Source organism: Paraburkholderia sp. EB58 (assembly GCF_050436665.1).
In the GTDB taxonomy this organism is placed as follows: Bacteria; Pseudomonadota; Gammaproteobacteria; order Burkholderiales; family Burkholderiaceae; genus Paraburkholderia.
Genome location: NZ_JBNDMQ010000090.1, coordinates 1 through 2,938 on the forward strand (window position 1 = coordinate 1; position 2,938 = coordinate 2,938).

3 protein-coding genes are annotated in these 2,938 nt (G+C 62.2%); all 3 read right to left on the bottom strand.

Annotation, left to right across the window (positions count from 1 at the left end; genetic code table 11):
* Positions 1-26: 26 nt before the first annotated feature.
* Positions 27-2,096, bottom strand: a complete 2,070-nt coding sequence (locus P3T40_RS44805) for a recombinase family protein (protein ID WP_429274073.1) — start codon at positions 2,094-2,096, stop codon at positions 27-29.
* Between the two features lie 133 nt (positions 2,097-2,229).
* Positions 2,230-2,562, bottom strand: a complete 333-nt coding sequence (locus P3T40_RS44810; RefSeq protein ID WP_429274074.1) for a DUF6788 family protein — start codon at positions 2,560-2,562, stop codon at positions 2,230-2,232.
* 52 nt (positions 2,563-2,614) lie between these two features.
* Positions 2,615-2,938: Y4bD/Y4pK family protein (locus P3T40_RS44815; RefSeq protein WP_429274075.1), on the bottom strand; the 324-nt coding region annotated here is incomplete at its 5' end.

Below are 2,938 nucleotides of genomic sequence, written 5' to 3' on the forward strand. Positions count from 1 at the left end.
CCGACGGTGATTTCATAATGCACCTCTCACAGTTGAGTGTTGGAATGTTGCGGCTTCAGGTGCCCTGAAGTACGCACCCAGTGTCGCAGTTCGTGTTCCTTGGTGAGGTCCAGCGTAATCCACCACGCCCCCCTACTATCAAGCTTACGTGCTTCGACGATACGGCGCTCGATCCAGTAATAGACGACGTGCATGCTGACCCGCAAGCGCCTGGCGAGTTGCTGCACCGTGAGTTCGTCAGGGCGCATCAGGCAAGTCGGCGGAATCGCGTACTTGTAGCGGATCCATTTGATCATGGAGAGCGTGAAGGGCTTGCCATGGGGGCTGCGCAGGCCCTCCTGATTGAGATGTGCGACGATTTGTGGGTCAGACATGCGCTGCGACAGTTCGCGGACCTGGTCAATGATCGGTGCCGGACAGCGTATCGCCTCGTAAATCGGCCTGGGCAGATTGACGGTGATGTCGGTGCTGACGCCGCCTTGCCAGCGTACATGTAGAACGAGCTGCCGTTGCTCGGGCAGCTTCTCTACCGTGATGTCCCGGATGAGGAGTCGCAGCATTCGCTTGCGCTCCTTCGCCGCGGTCGTCGGAGCGCGCCACAGGCGCGGCAGATCGCGGGCCAGTGCGAGGATCTGGGCCCTCTGCTCCGCCGTGACAACGCGGGCCTTCTGACTCTGGAATTGAGCGGCCTCCGCCCTGATCGATTCGACGCGAAGCAACGCGTCGTTCCAGCGCCGTTCGAGGGTGCCCGCAACCAGACGGTTGGCCGGGTCGCATTCCTGGTAGCGACGTTCAGCGAGTGCGACCTCATACTCGGCGCGTTCGATGCGCATGTGCCACTGGCGCATAATCGACTGATCACGTTGCTCAAGTTCCTTCAGGGCCGTTACGGCGAGTTCGAGCTCGGCCGGGCGGAGCGCCTTGAGCACCGCTTCGCCGATAGCGGCGTCGAGCAGGTTGCTGCGCACGCTCATGCAATCCCTGGTCGCCAGACCTTCGCGGCGCCGCCAACTGCACAGATAGACCGGATAGATGCCGCCGTGACCCTGGTAGCGTACGGTGATTGCCCGGCCGCAGCAGCCGCACATCAGCAGGCCCTGGAGCAGCGCGAGTCCTTCGCGAGCAGCACCGTTCAGCATGGTTCCTTCGTCGTTAGTCCGGTTGCGTGCCAGGCGTGCCTGATTCTGCTCAAACTCATCCAGGGTAATGTACCCCTCATGATGTTCCGGCAGATGAACACGCCAGTCCGCCTTTGGCACCGCCTTCATGTGCGTGCGCACATCCCCCTGGGGCGTGACGTGCTTGCGGTACTGGTAACGGCCAAAGACATAGACTCCCGCATATGACGGATTCCTGATCAATCCGAGGACGCGCCCGTGGCTGAGTCGCCCCCAGATGAGCTGGCCCGCCCAGGCTCGGCCGTAGGCGCGCTTGGGAAAGCGCAGGCCATCTTCGGCGAAGCGCTTGACGACGGCGTACGCGCTACCGGTTTCGCGGAACAGCCGAAACGCCAGTTGAACGGCGCCGCGCACCTCGTCGTCGGGATCAGGGGCGATGCGTCCTTCATCGTCGTAGCACAGGCCGACTGGAAGAGGAAACCGCAATTCTCCCTTCTGCGCCTTGTTGAGTTTGCCGCCCTGGAGGCGCCCGCGCAAGAAATGTAGCTCCGCCTGCGCCATCGTTCCCTTGAGGCCCAGCAGCAGTCCATCGTTGAAGTCGCCCGGGTCGTAGCAGCCGTCGGCGTCGATGACCAGGGTATGGGTTAGCGCGCACAACTCCAGCAGCCGGTGCCAGTCCAGATTCGAGCGCGCCAGCCGCGACACCTCCAGGGCAAACACCGCTCCCACTTGCCCCATCGAGACATCCGCTACGAGCGTCTTGAAATCCTCGCGTCCCGCCATCTGTGCGCCCGACTGACCGAGGTCCCGGTCCAGGGTGCGGATCGCCGTCTCCGGCCATCCCAGTGCCAGCGCCTTGTCCTTCAACGCATACTGGCGCTCGGTGCTCTCCTGATGGTGGCGCACCTGGGCCAGCGTGCTTTGACGGATATAGATGTACGCCGGCCTGCTGTGATGCTGTTGTGTGATCGTGTTCATTGACGTTCTCCTCGATCGGCGCCAACTCGAAGCCGGCCGCAAGCCAGGCCTCGAGCATATTGGCGATGAGCACGCCGGCAAATTGCGGATCGATGGAGATGGTGAGCGGCGACGGCTGGCTCACCGGGTCCTCTTAGAGCGCCTCGCGGCGGCGTAACAGTTCGCGGTTGATCTCGCAGATCTCTTCGATGATCTCGCGGAGCCGGTGGAAATTCGCCAGACGTTGCACCACGTCGGCATGATCGGCCTGTGGCACGTAATCCATTTGCGGACGACGGCCTGGAAAGCTCACGGAGAGGTAGTACTTGGGGCCATGGCCGGGGCCATCCGCGCACTTGCAGCCGGGTTTGCCACAGCGCTTGTAGCGTTCGATGAGCGAGCCCCTCAGCAGCGTGTCCAGCGCCGGCATTTGCCGCAGCAACTGGGCGCGTCGTTTGCGTAGGGTGGACGACGGAATATCTTCCATTGGCAGACCACGTCATTAACTGGTCTGATAGTAGGTCATGAATGTCCATTGATCAAGCTCCCCTGATCGACGAATTCGTGGAAGATGACGCGGTGAGCTGCTCGACCAACGCGATCAGCTCCAGCAGCATGCCGGGATCGAAGTAACACGCCGGGGCTTGCGGATCGGCACCCGGCGTGCCCCAATCGGTCCATTCGCGGGGGATGCTGAAACTGCCGCGCTTTGCATGACCCACAATCAGCGTTTCGATACCCGAGACGCGTCGCGTCTTCAGCACCGGGAACCGTTGGCCCTTAAGCGGATGAAATGGATGACAGATCTCCGCCCAACCCAAATGCTCGTTGAGCACGTGTGCAGTTCGCGCTGACCGTCCCGA